Source organism: Ralstonia pickettii, assembly GCF_001699815.1.
GTDB classification, from domain to species: Bacteria; Pseudomonadota; Gammaproteobacteria; order Burkholderiales; family Burkholderiaceae; genus Ralstonia; species Ralstonia thomasii.
This window is the reverse complement of record NZ_MCGB01000061.1, coordinates 106180-122174: the sequence shown is the minus strand read 5'-3', so window position 1 is coordinate 122174 and position 15995 is coordinate 106180. Positions and strand designations below refer to the sequence as shown.

Annotated in this window: 16 protein-coding genes; 2 read left to right on the top strand and 14 right to left on the bottom strand. The window is 65.2% G+C overall.

All coding sequences use genetic code 11. From position 1 onward, the window contains the following. Nucleotides 1-32: 32 nt before the first annotated feature. Nucleotides 33-530 (top strand): glutathione peroxidase, encoded by a 498-nt coding sequence (locus BEK68_RS11295; RefSeq protein WP_012436370.1) that lies wholly within the window; start codon nucleotides 33-35, stop codon nucleotides 528-530. A gap of 11 nt (nucleotides 531-541) precedes the next feature. Here BEK68_RS11295 and BEK68_RS11290 read toward each other — a convergent pair whose 3' ends face one another. From BEK68_RS11290 to BEK68_RS11245, 10 genes are all read right to left on the bottom strand, one after another. Beyond that, the gene (locus BEK68_RS11290) at nucleotides 542-1240 is read right to left on the bottom strand and encodes a helix-turn-helix transcriptional regulator (protein WP_012436369.1); all 699 of its coding nucleotides are present in this window, start codon (nucleotides 1238-1240) and stop codon (nucleotides 542-544) included. Nucleotides 1241-1281: 41 nt separating this feature from the next. Continuing rightward, a complete protein-coding gene (locus tag BEK68_RS11285; protein ID WP_004631617.1) occupies nucleotides 1282-1761 on the bottom strand; it encodes a cupin domain-containing protein in 480 nt (159 codons plus the stop codon). Between the two features lie 67 nt (nucleotides 1762-1828). Then, the gene (locus BEK68_RS11280) at nucleotides 1829-2224 is read right to left on the bottom strand and encodes a VOC family protein (RefSeq protein ID WP_009241464.1); all 396 of its coding nucleotides are present in this window, start codon (nucleotides 2222-2224) and stop codon (nucleotides 1829-1831) included. Between the two features lie 170 nt (nucleotides 2225-2394). Next, entirely contained in the window at nucleotides 2395-3126 is a 732-nt protein-coding gene (locus tag BEK68_RS11275) for an LrgB family protein (protein WP_012436368.1), read from the bottom strand. Then, a complete protein-coding gene (locus tag BEK68_RS11270) occupies nucleotides 3123-3500 on the bottom strand; it encodes a CidA/LrgA family protein (RefSeq protein WP_009241463.1) in 378 nt (125 codons plus the stop codon). Before BEK68_RS11270 ends, BEK68_RS11275 begins: the two co-directional genes overlap by 4 nt. 52 nt (nucleotides 3501-3552) lie before the next feature. Further along, a complete protein-coding gene (gene glcF / locus BEK68_RS11265; protein WP_012436367.1) occupies nucleotides 3553-4809 on the bottom strand; it encodes a glycolate oxidase subunit GlcF in 1257 nt (418 codons plus the stop codon). 12 nt (nucleotides 4810-4821) lie between these two features. After that, nucleotides 4822-5955 (bottom strand): glycolate oxidase subunit GlcE, encoded by a 1134-nt coding sequence (glcE, locus tag BEK68_RS11260; protein WP_012436366.1) that lies wholly within the window; start codon nucleotides 5953-5955, stop codon nucleotides 4822-4824. A 62-nt stretch (nucleotides 5956-6017) separates the two neighbouring features. Further along, nucleotides 6018-7511: an FAD-linked oxidase C-terminal domain-containing protein gene (locus tag BEK68_RS11255; protein ID WP_012436365.1), complete on the bottom strand. Its 1494-nt coding sequence runs from the start codon at nucleotides 7509-7511 to the stop codon at nucleotides 6018-6020. A gap of 493 nt (nucleotides 7512-8004) precedes the next feature. Beyond that, the gene (locus BEK68_RS11250) at nucleotides 8005-8895 is read right to left on the bottom strand and encodes a LysR substrate-binding domain-containing protein (RefSeq protein WP_004631636.1); all 891 of its coding nucleotides are present in this window, start codon (nucleotides 8893-8895) and stop codon (nucleotides 8005-8007) included. 27 nt (nucleotides 8896-8922) lie between these two features. Beyond that, nucleotides 8923-10341, bottom strand: coding sequence for an FAD-binding oxidoreductase (locus tag BEK68_RS11245; protein ID WP_012436364.1), 1419 nt, complete (start codon nucleotides 10339-10341; stop codon nucleotides 8923-8925). Nucleotides 10342-10459: 118 nt separating this feature from the next. Between BEK68_RS11245 and BEK68_RS11240 the strand changes: the two genes are divergently transcribed. Further along, nucleotides 10460-11017, top strand: a complete 558-nt coding sequence (locus BEK68_RS11240) for a cob(I)yrinic acid a,c-diamide adenosyltransferase (protein ID WP_009241457.1) — start codon at nucleotides 10460-10462, stop codon at nucleotides 11015-11017. Nucleotides 11018-11090: 73 nt separating this feature from the next. Here the strand turns inward: BEK68_RS11240 and BEK68_RS11235 are convergent, their stop codons facing one another. The 4 genes from BEK68_RS11235 to BEK68_RS11220 form a co-directional block, all read right to left on the bottom strand. Beyond that, entirely contained in the window at nucleotides 11091-11993 is a 903-nt protein-coding gene (locus BEK68_RS11235; RefSeq protein ID WP_004631639.1) for a mechanosensitive ion channel family protein, read from the bottom strand. 168 nt (nucleotides 11994-12161) lie between these two features. Further along, nucleotides 12162-13241 carry a 3-deoxy-7-phosphoheptulonate synthase AroG gene (gene aroG / locus BEK68_RS11230; protein ID WP_004631640.1) on the bottom strand — a complete coding sequence of 360 codons (1080 nt, stop codon included), beginning with the start codon at nucleotides 13239-13241 and terminating at the stop codon, nucleotides 12162-12164. 388 nt (nucleotides 13242-13629) lie between these two features. After that, nucleotides 13630-15093: a metalloprotease TldD gene (tldD, locus tag BEK68_RS11225; protein ID WP_004631641.1), complete on the bottom strand. Its 1464-nt coding sequence runs from the start codon at nucleotides 15091-15093 to the stop codon at nucleotides 13630-13632. Nucleotides 15094-15122: 29 nt separating this feature from the next. Beyond that, nucleotides 15123-15992, bottom strand: a complete 870-nt coding sequence (locus BEK68_RS11220; protein WP_012436363.1) for a carbon-nitrogen hydrolase family protein — start codon at nucleotides 15990-15992, stop codon at nucleotides 15123-15125. Nucleotides 15993-15995 lie beyond the last annotated feature (3 nt).

Below are 15995 nucleotides of genomic sequence, written 5' to 3'. Positions count from 1 at the left end.
TTTCCGTTCCCGCAACCATCCGGAGAGTAGCCATGAGTGACGTCTATGCATTCGAGGCCGATTCGTTAACCGGCCAGCGCGTGCCGCTGTCGCAGTACAAGGGCAAGGTCCTGCTGATCGTCAACACGGCGAGCAAGTGCGGATTCACGCCGCAGTACGCGGGGCTGGAGGCGGTGTACAAGCGGCTGCACGACAAAGGGCTAGAGGTGCTCGGCTTTCCGTGCAACCAGTTCGGCAAGCAGGAACCGGGCGGCGAAGACGAGATCGGCGCCTTCTGCGAAAAGAACTACGGCGTCTCGTTTCCGATGTTCGGCAAGATCGACGTGAATGGCTCCAACGCGCATCCGCTCTACAAGTGGCTGACCTCGGAAAAGCCCGGCGTGCTCGGTATCGGAGCCATCAAATGGAATTTCACCAAGTTCCTGCTGCGCCGCGACGGCACGGTCTACAAGCGCTACGCGCCCATGACCAAGCCGGAAGAGATTGCCGACGATATTGAGCGGCTGCTGGCGGAGCCCGATCCCGCCTGACGTTGCGGTCGTCAATCCGACGAGCCTCGCACCTTGCGCATGAAATCCGCCAGCGAGCGCTCGGCGGATTCGGCAAAGTGGCGCTCCAGAATGTCGACCTTGACGCAGCGGTCGAGGCGGAAGGTGCGGTAGTCCTGACGGTGTTCGCACCAGGCGGCCACCAGCCAGACTTGTCCCCAGAAGAACAGGCCGAGCGGTTGGATGCAGCGCTCGGTCAACTGGCCCTGCGCGTCGCGGTAAGCAAGCCGCGCAACAGCGTGGCGGCCAAGCGCTGCATGCAACGTGTCGAATACTTGCTTGACCTCGCTGCCCATGCCGTAGCCGGGCGCGAAGATGCGTGTGGTCTCGGCTTCGGAGCGGCGCTCGGCGGGCAGGGCGCCCATCAGCTTTTCCAGTGCGGCTTCCACCGAGTCGGCCATGGTGCCACCACTCCACGCCTTGATCATCCGTGCGCCGGCCACGAGCGCTTCGACTTCGTCGGCGGTGAACATGAGCGGCGCAAGGTCGTAGCCTGCCCGCATGCGGTAGCCGATACCGGCCTCCCCTTCGATCGGTACGCCTGAGACGGATAGATCGCGGATATCGCGATACACCGTGCGCTCCGACACGCCCAGGCGGTCGGCCAGCATGGCCGCCGTGGTCAAACGGCGGCCTCGCAGGATCTGGGCAATCTGGAACAGGCGGTCGGCGCGGCGGGTCATGCGCGGCATTGTAGTGGGCTTGGGCCCGGGTGCAATGCGCGCCATATCCCCTACGCGCCGAAGGGCGTCAACTCGCGCTGCGGGTGGATGTCGACGATATCGACCTGCTCCCCACGGCGCAGCATGCGCTTGCCCAGTCGCGGGAAATCGGCAATCTCGATGTTGAGATGTTCGCCGCCGCACAGATAGACGAGATCGTCCTTGCCGCAGTTGCGCAGGTGATGCGCGACGCCTGTGGGGAAGGCCATGAAATCGCCGCCGCGCACGGTGAAGATGCTGTCGTCGATCTCGGCCTGCGCTTCGCCGGAAAGGATGTAGATCCATTCCTCCTCGCGCTGGTGCGAGTGATAGACGAACGACTCCTTGCCCGGCGGCACGCGCGCGAAATTCACGCCGGTACGTTTGAGCCCGAGCAGCCGGCCCATCATGGTGCCGTGAATTTCCGACAGGCTGTTCCAGGGGTGCGAAAACGACTGCGTGCGCGCGGTGACATCCGCGGCACGCATGAGATACGGGGATTGGCTCGGCATGGTGTTCTTCTCTGTCTCTTGGTGAAGGCCGGCGCCCGCGCACCGGCCTTGGGGAGCGTTACTGCTGTTACTGCTGCAGCAGGTACGCCTGCGTCTTGGCATCCGGCTCGTGCAGGCCGATGCGGTTGCCTTCGGTGTCGACGATGTGGGCGATGCGGCCCATGTGGTCGGGCAGTGTCATCGGCCCAAAGACGCATTGGCCGCCGCTGCCGTTCACGCGCTCGAGCACGGCATCCAGGTTGGGCGCGTTCAGGTAGACCACGCTGCCCTTGTCGGACGGCGCAAAGCCCTCCCCCTTGACCAGCGCACCGTGGATGGTCGTCTCACCCGCCGGAAACACGCCCATGGTCATGTCGCCCATGTCTTCCTGCTTGAGCTGCGTGTCGAAGACGTTCTCGTAAAACTTCACCGCGCGCGGGAAATCGTTGGCCGGGATTTCAAACCAGTTGATGACGCTTGCCATGATGTTCGCTCCGTTAGGTGGCTCAGGCGGTTGGGAGTGCCGTTGCCGGTTAAGGTGGAGCGATTCTGGCGGGGGGCTCCTGACAGCGTTCTGTCAGGAGCGTTCAGGAGGGTGGCAAAGCGTGTTGCAGATTGCCCAGGCAGTGAATACCGGGCGGAGGGAGGAGCGATTCAGTGCGGAATCCAACCCGCCAGCAGCGGCACCAGCACGGCCGTCAGCACGCCGTTCAGGCCCATGCCCAGCGCCGAGAACGCGCCGGCTTCCGGATTGACCTGAAACGCGCGGGCCGTACCAATGCCATGCGCCGCAATGCCGGTGGCAAAACCACGCACGCTGTACTCGCGCACGCGCAGCAGGTTCAGCAGCCGCGTCGTGGTGGTGGCACCGACAATCCCGGTAATGAGCACCAGCACCGCGGTGATGGTCGGCGCGCCGCCAATCTTCTCCGAGATGCCCATGGCGATCGGGATCGTCACCGATTTCGGCGCCATCGAGCGCAGCGTTTCCGGCGATGCGCCCAACAGCCACGCGATGCCCACGGCTGACACCACCGCGACGACCGACCCTGCAAGGAGCCCAGCCATCAGCGGCACCGCGTGGCGGCGCAGCTTCGCCCACTGCTGAAACAACGGCACCGCCAGCGCCACCGTCGCCGGCCCCAGCAGGAAGTGCACGAACTGCGCGCCGTCAAAGTAGGTCTTGTACGGCGTGCCCGTCACGGTCAGCAGCGTGCCCAGGATGACAACCGCAATCAGCAGCGGGTTGACCATCGGGTTAAAGCGGCTGCGTTCATGAAGGCGCACGCCGATCAGGTACGCGATGAGCGTGGCGGTCAGGCCGAGCAGCGGGCTGGCGGCCAGATAGACCCAGAGTTGGTGCAGGTTGGGAGCCATCACGTTCATGGGGCCAGCTCCTCCTGGCCTTCGCCGTGGTCCCCCATGCGGCGCATCAGCGCGCGCGTCACGAGCGCACCGGCGGCAATCGACAGCCACGTCGATACGACGGTCGCCACCACGATTGGCAGCCATTCCTGCCCGATGCGGTTCAGTTGCGTCATGACGCCCACGCCGGCCGGCACGAACAGGATGGTCAGGTGACGCAGCAGTTCACGGACGGTGCCCTGCATGACTTCGAGCACGCGGCCCTTGTCCACCAGCAGGTAGATGACCAGCAACACCATGCCGATCACCGGACCGGGCACCGGCAGGTGCAGCGAATACGTCAACAGCTCTCCCACCGACTGGAACGTCAACAGGATCGCGAAGGTTTGCAGCATGGGGCCTCCGGGCGAAACGAAGCGCCAAGTATAGAACCCGGCTGCGTTCGTTTCAGGCCAGCATGCGGTCGACCAGCTCGATCCAGTGTTCGACCGGCGTATCCGTGCCGCTCTGCAGATGCGTCAGGCAGCCGATGTTGGCGGAGACGATGCGCTCAGGCTGCGTGGCTTGCAGCTTGGCGAGCTTGTCATCGCGCAGGCGATAGGCAAGTTCCGGTTGCAGCACCGAATAGGTGCCGGCCGAGCCGCAGCACAGGTGGCTGTCGGCGCAGAGCTTGACGTCCACGCCCAGCGAGGCGAGCAGCGTTTCCACTGCGCCGCGAATCTGCTGGCCGTGTTGCAGCGTGCAGGGCGGGTGCCAAGCCACGCGCGGGCGTTGTGCTTCAGGTTTGGTCTTCTGTAGAAGCTGTTGCGAGAACGCGGGCAGCAGCTCGCACAGATCGCGCGTCATGGCGGACACGCGCGCCGCGCGCTCTGCATAGGCCGGATCGTCGCGCAGCAGGTGGCCGTATTCCTTGACCATCGCACCGCAGCCGGAGGCCGTCATGACGATGGCCTCGGCGCCGGCCTCGATATGCGGCCACCAGGCGTCGATGTTGGCGCGCATGTTGCCGAGGCCGCCCGCATGGTCGTTCATGTGATAACGGATGGCGCCGCAGCAGCCGGCGCGGTCCGCGCTGATGAGCTGCACGCCCAGCTTGTCGAAGACACGCGCCGTGGCGGCATTGATGTTGGGCGACATGGCGGGTTGCACGCAGCCTTCAAGCAGCAGCATCTTGCGAGCGTGCACGGTGCCGGGTCGCGTGCCGGCGTGCGGCTGCCGGGCCGGAACCTTGTTGCGCAGCACTGGCGGCAACATCGGCCGCACCGCCTGTCCGAGCTTGAGCGCGGAGCCGAACAGCGCCGGCCGCGTCAGGCCCTCGCGCAGCGCCCAGCGCACGGCGCGCTCGCCCAACGGGCGTCGCATTGAGCCCACCCCGCCTTTCGCGTCGAGCTGGTCATCGACGATCTTGCGGCCGATCTCCACCAGGCGCCCGTAGGTCACGCCGGACGGGCAGGTCGATTCGCAGTTGCGGCAGGTCAGGCAGCGGTCGAGGTGCAGGCGTGTAGCGGCGCCGGCGGGCTGGCCCTCCAGCACCTGCTTCATCAGGTAGATGCGCCCGCGCGGGCCGTCCAGCTCATCGCCGAGCAGTTGGTAGGTCGGGCAGGTGGCCGTGCAGAAACCGCAGTGCACGCACTTCTGCACGATGCTTTGGGCTTCTTCGCCGTCGGGGGTGTTGCGCAGGAACGCCGCGAGCGTGATTTGCATGATGGGCTTGCGTTAGAAGTCGGCGTACAGACGGCCCGGGTTGAAGATGCCGTGAGGATCGAAGCTGTCCTTCAGGCGTTTATGCACGGCCATCAACGGCGGGGCGACTGGCGTGAAGATGTCGCTGGCGCGGTCGCCGTTGCGGAACAGCGTGGCGTGGCCGCCGGCCTTGCGTGCTGCATCGCGGATGACGTCGGCGGAGGTGTTGGCGGTGTCGATCCACCAGCGCTGGCCGCCACCCCATTCGACGAGCTGCTCATCGGCCGACGCATGGCCGAGCGCCAGCGGCTGCGTGGCTGGAGGCAAAGCGATGCGCCACAACGGCAGGCTGCCTTGCACGGCACGCGCGAAAAACGCATGCGATTGCTCGCGCAGGTCGCGCCAGAACGCGGTCCCTTCTGCGTCCTCGACACGCTCGCCGCCGAGCTTGGTGATGGCTGCGCGCACGGCCGCATCGGCACCGCTCAGGCGCACCCACAGGGCACCGTCGATCCACGCGGACGCCGCAATCGGCAACGGCTGGCCCCCCCAGCGGTTGAGTGTGTCGATGGCCTCGCCTTGTGCCATGGCAAAGCGCAGCGTCGCATCGCAGAACGGCATCGGCAGCACCTTGAGCGACACCTGCACGATCAACCCGAGCGTGCCGAGTGCACCGGCCATCAGGCGCGAGACGTCGTAGCCGGCCACGTTCTTCATCACCTGGCCGCCAAAGTTGAGCATGTCGCCGCGGCCGTCCATGACGACAGCGCCGAGCACGAAGTCGCGCAGCGCGCCCACCGACTGCCGGCGCGGGCCGGACAGGCCGGATGAAAACGCGCCGCCTACCGTTGCCTGTCGGCCATTCGCAGCAAAGTGGGGCGGCTCGAACGCCAGCATCTGCTTGTGCTCGGCCAATGCGGCTTCGATCTCGACCAGCGGTGTACCGCTGCGCGCTGTGATGACGAGTTCTGCACAGTCGTAATCGACGATGCCGGACCACTCGCGCGTGTCGAGCACGGTGCCGTCGGGTGCGGGCGCTCGGCCATAGAAATCCTTTGTGCCGCCGCCGCGCAGGGTGAGCGGCGTGCGGTTGCTTGCGGCCTGCGTAATGGCGTCGCGAAAGCGTGCGAGCGCGGGCGAAAGGGCGGAGTCAGACGTGATGGGCATGTTGAACCTTCGGGCGCAACGGCTTGTTCGCTGCGTGCGGCTTCGGAATGGTCAGGCGGCGATCAGAAACGCGGCAAGTCGGGGTGGGGCAGCAGGCCGTTGCGCACGTGCAGCTTGCCGTATTCGGCGCAGCGCGCGAGCGTGGGGATGGCCTTGTCGGGGTTCAGCAAACGCACCGGGTCAAACGCGGCCTTTACGCGCAGAAATGCGTCACGTTCTTCTGCCGAGAACTGCACGCACATCGAACTGAGCTTTTCCACGCCCACGCCGTGCTCGCCCGTTACGGTGCCGCCGAGTTCCACGCAGGTCTCGAGGATGTCGGAGCCGAACAGTTCGGCGCGGTGCCATTCGTCCTGGTCTTCGCCGTTGAAGAGGATGAGCGGGTGCATGTTGCCGTCGCCCGCGTGGAACACGTTGATGCAGCGCAGGGCGTACTTCTGCTCCATCTGCTGGATGCGCCGCAGCAGCGTGCCAATGTGCTTGCGCGGGATGGTGCCGTCCATGCAGTAGTAGTCCGGCGAAATGCGCCCGGCTGCCGGGAAGGCATTCTTGCGACCGCTCCAGAACTTCAGGCGCTCGGCTTCGCTTTGCGAGACCTGGATGCGCGTGGCACCGGAGGCGCGCAGCACTTCGCTCATGCGCGCGATCTCTTCGGCCACTTCTTCGGGCGTGCCGTCGGATTCGCACAGCAGGATGGCGGCCGCGTCGAGGTCGTAGCCGGCGCAGACGAATTCCTCAACGGCAGCGGTGGCGGGCTTGTCCATCATTTCCAGCCCCGCCGGGATGATGCCCGCGGCAATCACGTCGGCCACGGCGTTGCCGCCGGATTCCACGTCGTCGAAGCTCGCCATGATCACCTGCGCGAGTTGCGGCTTGGGGATCAGGCGCACGGTCACTTCCGTCACCACGGCCAGCATGCCTTCGGAGCCGATCACCGTGGCCAGCAGGTCCAGGCCGGGGGCGTCGGGCGCCTCGCTGCCGAATTCAACCACCTCGCCGTCCATCATCACGGCGCGCACGCGCAGCACGTTGTGCACGGTCAGGCCGTACTTCAGGCAATGCACGCCGCCGGAGTTCTCGTTCACGTTGCCGCCGATGGTGCAGGCAATCTGGGATGACGGATCGGGCGCGTAATACAACCCGTGCGGGTTGGCGGCTTCCGAAATGGCGAGGTTGCGTACGCCCGGCTGGACCACCGCCGTACGCGTGTATGGGTCCACCTTGATGATGCGCTTGAACTTGGCCAGCGACAGCACCAGCCCGCCCGGCGTCGGCATCGCACCGCCCGACAGGCTCGTCCCCGCGCCGCGCGGCACCACGGGCACGCCCATGCGGTGGCACACGCGCAGGATTTCGACGACCTGCGCCTCGGTATCCGGCAGCACGACGGCCAGCGGCACCTGCCGGTAAGCGGCCAAGCCGTCGCATTCATACGGGGTGGTGTCTTCGCGCTCCCAGAGCAGCGCGTCGTCGGACACGATCTGGGACAGCGCGGCGGTCAGCTCAGCCTGCAGGGCAGACGGATCGCGAGCGGTGGCGGACAGCGATGCGTTCATGGGGTGTCTCTCATCGTTGTGCCCGGCAGCGGTGGCCGGGATGGAGGGCACTATAGCCCGGCCGCCGCGCCATGCGGCGTGTTAAGGACTTTTGCTGCGATGAATTTGGCTCGCCGGAGCGGCCAATGCGGTTCATCGCGGGGCAGCAAGGTTTCATTGCCCATTCGCGCGAGCCTGACCTCCACGATCGAGCCTTCAACCGCCGACGGTGGGGTGCAAAGCACCGAGCTTCACACTAAAAGTATCGAATCCGAGGTTCAGGTACCTCGCGCGTGAGGCAAATAGGATCGGCGTTGATGAAAAAAGCAGCAACGATGACGTTCGGAACGTCAACTTCGAGGCCCTGGGGCTCGACCCATGACGCTTTTTGCCCCGACGTTGCTGTTTTTTTCATCAGCGCTGAGGGTTCAGGGCTTCAACGTCGAAACTAAAAGTTTCGAATCCGGTAGTTCGAGACCCAGCCGCGAGGCTCGGGGGCCGGCCGCTGAGCGGTTTACCAATCCAGCCCAAGCAACCAATCCACAAAATGCCGCGCCTCGGGCTTCATCGGCGCCTGCTCGCGCTGGACAATGTAATAAGCATGTGGCGACGCCGATTCGATGTCCAGCAGCCGCACGATCTGCCCCGAAGCCAGCCAGTTGCGCGCCATGGCTTGACGCACCAGCGCCACGCCCTGGTTGGAGGCGACGGCTTCGAGCATCAGGCCGATGTCGTTGAACAGCGAGCCGGTCGCAGGCTCCGCCGCGTCCAGCCCGGCCGCCTCGAACCATGGGCGCCAGGGCTCCAGCGGGCTGCGCAGCAGCGTGAGGTTCAGCAACTGCGACGCTTCGGTGATGGTGTTGCCGCTGATCTGCTCGAAGTAGGCCCGCCCGCACGCCGGGAAGACCGGCTCGTTGAGCAGCAGCGTGGTCTTCAGGTCCGGATAGCGGCCGGTGCCGTAGCGGATTTCGACATCGGTGTCCTCGGCTTTCACGTCGAGGAACGGGATGGAGAGATGCAGTTCCAGATCGATGTGCGGGTACAGCGCGTTGAACTCCGGCAGACGCGACACGAGGTGCTGGCGTCCGAACGTGGGCGGAATCGCCACGCGCAGCCGCGCGCGCTGCTTGCTGAATTCCGGCCGTGCCAGTTCGTGCAGGGTGTCGAGCGCCACTTGCACACTGCGCAGGTAGCGCGTGCCCGCGGCGGTCAGCCGCAACGCCGTGCCCGTGCGCACGAAGAGGTCTTCGCCCCACAGCTCTTCCAGATTCTTGATGCGGTGCGATACCGCGCTGGGCGTGACGGACAGTTCTTCGGCCGCGCGCGCGAAGCTCGCATGGCGCGCCCCGGCCTCGAAGGCAATCAACAGATGCAGCGGAGGAACGCGCTTGAAGACGGAAGACATGCGGGCGGTCGCTGGTAGGTGAATCGGTTACACGTGGAAGATCTTGCCGGGGTTCAGGACGTGCTTCGGGTCCAGCGCCTGCTTGATGCTGCGCATCAGGTCGATCGCATCGTTGCCGTGTTCGGCGATGAGGAAGTCCATCTTGTGCAGACCCACGCCATGCTCGCCCGTGCAGGTGCCGTCCATGGCAATTGCACGGGCGACGATGCGCTGGTTGATGCGCTCGGCCTCTTCCAGTTCTTCCGGCTTGTTCGGGTCGATCAGCAGCGCAACGTGGAAGTTGCCGTCGCCCACGTGGCCGACGATGGGGGCGGGCAGCTGCAGCGCGCTGGCAAGCAGGTCCTTCTCGGTCTCGACCACGCATTCAGCCAGGCGCGAGATCGGCACGCATACGTCGGTGGTGACGGCGCGGCAGCCCGGCTTGAGTTGCAGAAAGGCGAAATAGGCGTTGTGGCGAGCGTTCCACAGGCGGCTGCGGTCTTCGGGGCGCGTGGCCCATTCGAAGCCTTGGCCCTTGTGTTCAGCAGTGATCTGCTGGACGGTCTCGGCCTGCTCCTGCACGCCGTGCTCCGAGCCGTGAAACTCGAAGAACAGCGTCGGCATCTCGGGCAGCGTGAGCTTGTCGTACTGGTTGATCGCGCGGATGGCCAGCGCATCGACAAATTCCACGCGCGCAATCGGCACGCCCATCTGGATAGTGTCGATCACTGCCGACACCGCATCGCCCATGCTCGGGAAGGCGCACACGGCCGCGGATACCGCTTCGGGCTGCGGATACAGCTTCAGCGTGATCTCGGTGATGATGCCAAGCGTCCCCTCGCTGCCGATGAAGAGGCGTGTGAGGTCATACCCCGCCGACGATTTACGTGCGCGGTTGGCCGTCTTGATGATGTGGCCGTCAGCGGTGACCACCGTCAGGTTCAGGACGTTTTCGCGCATCGTGCCGTAACGCACGGCGTTGGTGCCCGAAGCGCGCGTCGCGCACATGCCGCCGATGGATGCATCCGCGCCCGGGTCGATCGGGAAGAACAAACCGGTATCGCGAATCTCGGTATTGAGCTGCTTGCGCGTGACGCCCGGCTCGACCGTCACCGTCAGGTCTTCGGAGTGCACCGACAGCACGTGGTTCATCTGCGAGAGATCGAGGCTCACGCCACCGGCCACGGCCAGCAGATGGCCTTCGAGCGACGATCCGGCGCCATACGGGATCAGCGGAATCTCGTGCTCGAAGCAGAGCTTGGCGACGGCAGCGACTTCCTCGGTGGTCTGCGCGAAGACGACGGCGTCGGGCAGCATCGGGTCGTAGGCGGATTCATCGCGGCCGTGGTGGGCGCGCACGGCTTCGCTCATGGAGACGCGATCGCCGAAGCGGGTGCGCAGCGCGTCGAGCATGGCCGGGGGAATCGGCTTGCGGATGATCTGGGAGGGCGGGGCTGGATGGTTCATGGCGTCTCGCGTGGGGCAGCGGTCTGAAGCCGGCTCGGGCTGTCATTCTAACGCCGGGGTCGTGCCGCCCTTGCGATAATGGCGCCACCAACATTGACGCGATACAGGGAGACGCACCGTGGGCAACCGCTTATCGAAGATCGCCACACGCACCGGCGACGACGGCACCACCGGCCTCGGCGACGGTAGCCGCACGGCCAAGGACAGCCTGCGCATCGCCGCCATCGGCGACGTCGACGAGCTGAACTCGCACATCGGCGTGCTGCTGACGGAAACGCTGCCCGACGGCGTGCGCACGGCGCTCACCGCCATCCAGCACGACCTGTTCGATCTGGGTGGCGAACTCTGCATTCCGGGCTACACGATGGTGACGACCGCGCACGTGTTGCGGCTCGACCAATGGCTGGCCGACTACAACGCCGATCTTCCGCGGTTGGCCGAATTCATCCTGCCCGGCGGCAGCCGCGCTGCGGCCCAGGCGCATGTCTGCCGCACCGTCGCGCGCCGTGCCGAGCGCAGCATCGTCGCACTCGGCCGCGCCGAGACCATTGGCGAGGCGCCGCGCCAATACGTCAATCGACTGTCGGACCTGCTGTTCGTGCTGGCGCGCGTGCTCAATCGCGCAGATGGCGGCACGGACGTCCTCTGGAAACGCGACGAGCACAAGCCGGCGTAATCACCGTCGGCACCAAACAAAACGGCCCGGCGAGTGACGGCAACTCGCCGGGCCATTTTCTTGCAGCGCTGACTTAGTTCACGCTCGTTGGTGTCGTCGTGCTTTGCGCCACGGCGGCCAGCCCCGCCAATTGCCCCGGCGTGGTGATGGTCAGCGCCTGCGATGGCGTCGGCGCCGGGAAGCCGGCTTCGGCCAGCGCTTCCTTGATGGTGCGGTTGGTGTCGAAATAGACCTGCCAGTAGTTGTCGTTGTGCGTGTACGGGCGCACGGCCAGCACCGGCCCGACCAGGTTGAATTCCAGGATTTCAACATCGACCGCCGGTTCGGTCAGCACGTTGGGAATGGCGGCCACCTTCTCCTTGAGCAGCGCGATGGCGGCGCGGTGGTCGGCGCTTCCGGCCAGTTGTGCCTTCAGCTCGACGCGGCGGAAGGGGTTGGAGGTGTAGTTCTGGATCGTGTCCGCGAAGATCTTGCCGTTGCCGACAATGCTGACCACGTTGTCTGGCGTGTTGATGGTCGTGGCAAACAGGCCGATCTCCTTGATGGTGCCCGTCACGCCGCCGGCCGTCACGAAGTCGCCCACCTTGAACGGCCGCAGCACGATCAGGAACGCGCCCGCAGCAAAGTTCGACAGCAGGCCCGACCATGCCATGCCGATCGCCACACCGGCTGCGGCAATCAGCGCCGCGAACGTCGTCGTCTGGATGCCGAAATAGCCGAGGATGCCGATCACCAGCAGCACATTCAGCGTGACGGTGATGATGGAGCCGACATACCGCAGCACGGTCGGATCGACCTTCTGTCGGCTCAACGAGCCTTCCACCATGCGCACCGCCAGATTGATCAGCCAGCGGCCGACCACCCAGAAAACGATCGCGCCGAGGATCTTCATGCCGACGTCGGTGGCGTATTGCGCCACGATTGCCTGGTACTTGCTTGCGGTGTTGACGGCGGTGTCCGCCAGGTTGTCTGCCATGGGTGCCTCCGAAAGAGCAGGGGGAAACCCACCTACGATATGTCAAAGACAACGCACTTGTGTGACTTTGATACGTTTCGCTCACATTTGTTATAGATCTGAGCTTTGATGCGCGCGCAAACAAAAAGGACGCCCGCAGGCGTCCTTTCCAATCACGCTGAGGGCGTCTTAGTTGCCGCTGCCCGGTACCAGACGGCGCTTGCGCACGGCGTCGGCCAGCGTTTCCAGCACCTTCACCGAATCGTCCCAGCCGATGCAGGCGTCGGTCACGCTCTGGCCGTAGGCCAGGTCGGACACCGGCGTGCCTTGCACGTGGTCCTGGCGGCCGGCATTGATGTGCGATTCCACCATCACCCCGACGATGCGGTTGTCACCGGCAGCCATCTGGCGGGCGATGTCTTCGCACACCGGAATCTGGTTCTCGTGCTTCTTGCTGCTGTTGGCGTGCGATGCGTCGATCATCAGGCGCGCGGCCAGGCCCGACTTGGAGATGGCGTCGCAGGCTTCCTGCACGCTGGCCGCGTCATAGTTGGGCGCCTTGCCGCCGCGCAGGATGATGTGGCAATCCTCGTTGCCTGCCGTCGACACGATGGCCGAGTGGCCGCCCTTGGTGACCGACAGGAAGTGGTGCGGCTGCGATGCGGCCTTGATGGCGTCCACGGCGATCTTCACGTTGCCGTCGGTGCCGTTCTTGAAGCCGACCGGGCACGACAGGCCGGAAGCCAGTTCGCGGTGCACCTGGCTTTCGGTGGTGCGCGCGCCGATGGCGCCCCAGCTCACCAGATCGGCGATGTACTGCGGGCTGATCACGTCGAGGTATTCGGTGCCGGCGGGCAGGCCCAGTTCGTTGATGTTCATCAGCAGCTCGCGCGCGGTGCGCAGGCCGTCGTTGATCTTGAAGCTGCCGTCCATGTGCGGATCGTTGATCAGACCCTTCCAGCCGACGGTTGTGCGCGGCTTCTCGAAGTACACGCGCATCACGATTTCCAGCTCGTTCTTGAAGCGCTCGCGCTGCTCGACCAGGCGGCGGGCGTAGTCCATCGCTGCCTTGGTGTCGTGGATGGAGCAGGGGCCGATGATGACGATCAGGCGGTCGTCCATGCCATGCAGGATGCGGTGCATCGCGTTCCGGCTTTGGTAGATCAGGTCGGACACGGTGTCGCTGCACGGGAATTCGCGGATCAGATGCGAGGGCGGCGTCAGCTCTTTCAGTTCGCGAATGCGCAAATCGTCGGTGTTCTTCGGCATGGAAAGCTCCGGGGATGTGTCTTGAGTTCTATTGGAAACGTCTACTGTGTTCGGATCATGTTTCGCGTCGGTGCCGGGGTGGGGCAGGTGACTGGGCGAAAAAAAACCGCCAGGGTCGCTGGCGGTTTTCGGTATCTGCTGGGTGCTTTATTTTTGCTGCAAGCGCCCCTCTCCTTCCGCCAGCGGTGCGAGATGCCAAAAGTAAAAGTAAAAAAACTTGGCGAAGGACATGAGAGGAAAACCAGGCAATGCAGGAAAAATTGTGGCGCGTGGGTGACTTGGAACTACTGCGCCGCACCAATCGAACCGTCTTTATAAACCCTTTTTTTGAGGGCCGCAAGCGCGGATTTTCCGGGCCTGCGGCGTCAAGACGACGGTTTCAGGGCGATTAAGCCGTGCCGCCCACCGTCATGTTCTCCATGCGCAGCGTCGGCTGACCGACGCCCACCGGCACGCTCTGGCCTTCCTTGCCGCACACGCCGATACCCGAATCGAGGCGCATGTCGTTGCCGATCATGGTCACGTGCTTGAGCGATTCCGGGCCGCTGCCGACCAGCGTCGCGCCCTTGACCGGAGCGGTGATCTTGCCGTCCTCGATCATGTAGGCCTCGCTGGCCGAGAACACGAACTTGCCGTTGGTGATGTCGACCTGGCCGCCGCCAAAGTTGACAGCATACAGGCCCTTCTTGACGCTCGCGATGATCTCTTGCGGATCCTTGTCGCCGCCCAGCATGTAGGTGTTGGTCATGCGCGGCATCGGCAGGGCGGCGTAGCTCTCGCGGCGCGCGTTGCCGGTCACGGGCATCTTCATCAGGCGCGCGTTGAGCGTGTCCTGCATGTAGCCGGTGAGGATGCCGTCTTCGATGAGCGTGTTGCACTGCGTGGGGTTGCCTTCGTCATCGAGGTTCAGGGAGCCGCGGCGGTTGGCCAGCGTGCCGTCGTCGACCACGGTGACGCCCTTGGCCGCCACGCGTTCGCCCATGCGGCCGGAAAACGCCGACGAGCCCTTGCGGTTGAAGTCGCCTTCGAGCCCGTGGCCGATGGCCTCGTGCAGCAGCACGCCGGGCCAGCCCGGGCCGAGCACCACCGTCATCGTGCCGGCCGGTGCCGGCTTGGCTTCCAGGTTGACGAGCGCGGAAGAGACCGCCTCGTCCACGTATTCGCGCAGCAGTTCGTCGGTGAAGTAGCCATAGGCATAGCGGCCGCCGCCGCCGGAGCTACCCATTTCACGGCGCCCGTTCTGCTCGGCGATGACGGTGACGGAAATGCGCACCAGCGGGCGCACATCCGCGGCGATCACGCCGTCGCTGCGCGCAACGAGCATCACGTCGTATTCACCGGCCAGGCCGGCCATCACCTGCACCACGCGCGGGTCTTTGGCGCGGGCGAGCTTTTCGATCCGCTCGAGCAGGGCAACCTTTTCGGAGGCCGTCATCGAATCGAGCGGGTCGTTCGGTGCATAGAGCGAGTGGCTGCCCGGGGTGCTGGCAAGGCTGCCCGCCACCTTCACGCGGCCGGCGCCAGCTTTGCCGATGGTGCGCGTGGCACCGGCAGCCTGCATCAGCGCGGGCAGGCTGATGTCGTCGGAATACGCAAACGCGGTGCGGTCGCCCGAGACGGCGCGTACGCCCACACCCTGGTCGATGCTGAAGCTGCCGGATTTGACGATGCCTTCTTCCAGGCTCCATGCCTCGTTGCGGGTGTACTGGAAGTACAGATCGGCATAGTTCACGCGGTGCGTGAAGATGTCGGCCAGCGCGCGCTGCAGATGCGCTTCATCAAGGCCGTACGGATCGAGCAGCACGCGGCGCGCGATGGACAGATTCTGGATGGCGATGTCGCCTGCGTTCATGGTCGGTTCTCGCAAAAAATTCGATTGGCTTACATCACGCGGTGCTTGAGCGCCGGCAGATCCCGGCGCACTTGGGCGATGCGGGCGGGGTCCATGTCGCCGATGGCAACCCCTTCGCCCTCAGGAACGGAGGCGATGATTTCCCCCCACGGGTCGATCAACATGGAATGCCCCCACGTGCGGCGGCCGTTTTCATGGCGCCCGCCCTGAGCGGCGGCCAGCACATAACACTGGTTCTCGATGGCGCGGGCGCGCAGCAGGATTTCCCAGTGCGCGGCGCCCGTCACGTAGGTGAAGGCCGCCGGCATCAGAATCAAGTTCAGGTTGCCCTGCGACGCCAGCGCCCGGTACAGCTCGGGAAAGCGCAGGTCGTAGCACACCGACATGCCCACGCGGCCGCACGGCGCATCGAAGGCGACCGGCGTGGCGCCGGGCTCGATGGTGCGGGCTTCGTCGTAGCGTTCTTCACCGCGCACGAAGTTGAACAGGTGGATCTTGTCGTAGCGCGCGACGCGCAATCCGGCCGGGTTGAATGTGAGAGACGTATTGCGCACGCGCTGTGCGTCTTCGCACCACATGGGCAAGGTGCCGCCGACGAGCCACAGCCTGTGGCGTCGCGCGGCATCGGCGAGGAAGCTCTGGATCGGGCCATCCTCGTCGCCTTCGCGGATGGCGACCTTGTCGGTGTCCTTGCGGCCCATCATGCAGAAGTACTCGGGCAGCAGCGCGAGTTGCGCGCCCTGCGCGGCGGCCTCGGCGAGCAGCGCATCTGCGCGCGCCAGGTTGGCGTCCACATCGATGGCCGTCACCGTCTGGATGGCGGCGACACGAAAAGGTGCCTCGAAAGGCGCATCCATGCCGGAAGCGGCGGAGGCCGGAGCAACGGTGGTCGAAGTCATGGG